Source organism: Vibrio sp. 10N.286.52.C3 (assembly GCF_041468865.1).
In the GTDB taxonomy this organism is placed as follows: domain Bacteria; phylum Pseudomonadota; class Gammaproteobacteria; order Enterobacterales; family Vibrionaceae; genus Vibrio; species Vibrio crassostreae_C.
Genome location: NZ_JBFRJM010000148.1, coordinates 1 through 1,913, shown reverse-complemented (window position 1 = coordinate 1,913; position 1,913 = coordinate 1). Strand labels below are relative to the sequence as shown.

Below are 1,913 nucleotides of genomic sequence, written 5' to 3'. Positions count from 1 at the left end.
TGCTTTATTTATTTTGAATAATCCAACAAATATCATTATTAAGTTATTCGTTAGATTATTTACTCCTTATATTTAGTAACAAGAGTAAATTTGTCATGGACATTATTTCTAATCTGTTTGACATGGCACCATTTGTCGCACTATTTATTACACTCTCATTGGGTTATATGGTTGGTAAAATTACTATCGGCCGATTTGTTTTAGGCGGTGTGGCCGGAACATTATTAATGGGCGTAATTATTGGGCAATTTGGTGTTCAGATTGATCCCGGCGTAAAAAGTATTTTCTTTGCGCTCTTTATTTATGCTGTGGGTTATCAAGGCGGCGCACAATTCTTTAAAGCGCTTAACTTTAGAACCATCAACATTCTGTTGTCTGCGGTTGTTATGACGGTTTCAGGCTTATTGTGTGTACTTGCCGCTGCGTGGTTGTTTGACTTAGATAGAGGTACTGCTGCGGGCCTAGCTGCCGGTGGTTTAACTCAGTCTGCGATCATTGGTACTGCAGGCGATGCGATCGCCCGTTTGGGTGGTGTGTCTGAAGAAGCCAAACATCTGATGCAAACTAACGTTGCTGTAGGTTACGCTGTAACATACATCTTTGGTTCATTAGGTCCAATCCTAATGGTGACATGGGTATTCCCAACACTAATGAAATGGGATATCCGCGCTGAAGCAATCAAAATGGCAGAAGCGAACTCAGATGGTAATGCAGAGCTTGGTGCTGGTGAATTCAATGCGATGACAAAACTTGAGACTCGCGCTTTTGAAATCAAAGCAGAGAGCAAAGTGAATGGTTTGACACTAGCCCAAATCAATCAAGATTCAATAGACGCATGCATCGAAGTTATCGAGCGTGATGGCAAAGCGATTGAAGCAGACAAATTTACTAAGCTTCAACAAGGCGATGTTCTGGTTATCACAGGTACTCGTAAAGCCATTGGTCAGTTGAAAGGTGACTCTGTTGGCTCTGAAGTTGTGCTTCCAGAAGAGTACGAAGTCATTGAAGAGAACCGTCAGCTTATCGCAGACAACAAACAACTGATTGGCCGTACACTAGGTCAAATCAAATCAGAAGCGAACAAAGGCACTTACCGTGGTGTTTATGTGACTGACTACCTTCGCGAAGGTGTATCAATCCCAGTTCACGCTGACCTTGTTGTTAAGAAAAATGATGTTATTCAATTAACTGGCTCACCAAGCGATATTAATCGTGTTCAAGGTACAATCGGTAAGCCAATGAACTCAGCAACAATGACTGACTTCATTGTACTAGGCATGGGTATGGTATTGGGTCTTTTGATTGGCCTAATCAACTTCAAAATTGCAGGTATTCCGGTCACTATCGGCTCTGGTGCAGGCTGTCTAGTGTCAGGTCTGATTGTTGGTTGGTTACGCAGCCGTAACCCACATGTGGCGCAATTCCCAGAATCAGCAGCAAGCTTTATTCGCGACTTCGGTCTAGCAGCATTCGTGGGTATCGTTGGTCTTGAGGCTGGCCCTCAAGCGGTAGACACCATCAAAGAACACGGTATGAGCCTACTATTCTTGGGTGTTGCGGTAACCATCATTCCACAGATTATTTCATTCTTCTTCTCGTACTTTGTATTGAAGATAAAGAATCCGGTAGAAGCTTTAGGTTGTGTAACCGGTGGTCGAAGTGCAAACCCAGCGTTCGCTGCATTGATGGAAAAAACAGGCAACGCAACGCCAGTATTCTCTTTTACTGTGACTTACGCCGTAGCCAACGTGTTACTGACTCTATGGGGCCCAATTATCGTCGGCATTATTACCGTTAATGCGGGTATGTAATTAAAACCTACAACTCATTATAGATTTAAAAAATCATCAACTTATTAACAGACCTACCCAATCAAAAATAGGGTAGGCCTGAATAATCACGCTTAAGTAAAA

General features: G+C 42.6%; 1 protein-coding gene. It reads left to right on the top strand.

Features of this window, described 5'->3' with window-relative positions; genetic code table 11:
• The first annotated feature begins 95 nt into the window (after positions 1-95).
• Positions 96-1,811, top strand: coding sequence for an aspartate-alanine antiporter (gene aspT / locus AB4138_RS23895; RefSeq protein ID WP_136981858.1), 1,716 nt, complete (start codon positions 96-98; stop codon positions 1,809-1,811).
• Positions 1,812-1,913: the final 102 nt, after the last annotated feature.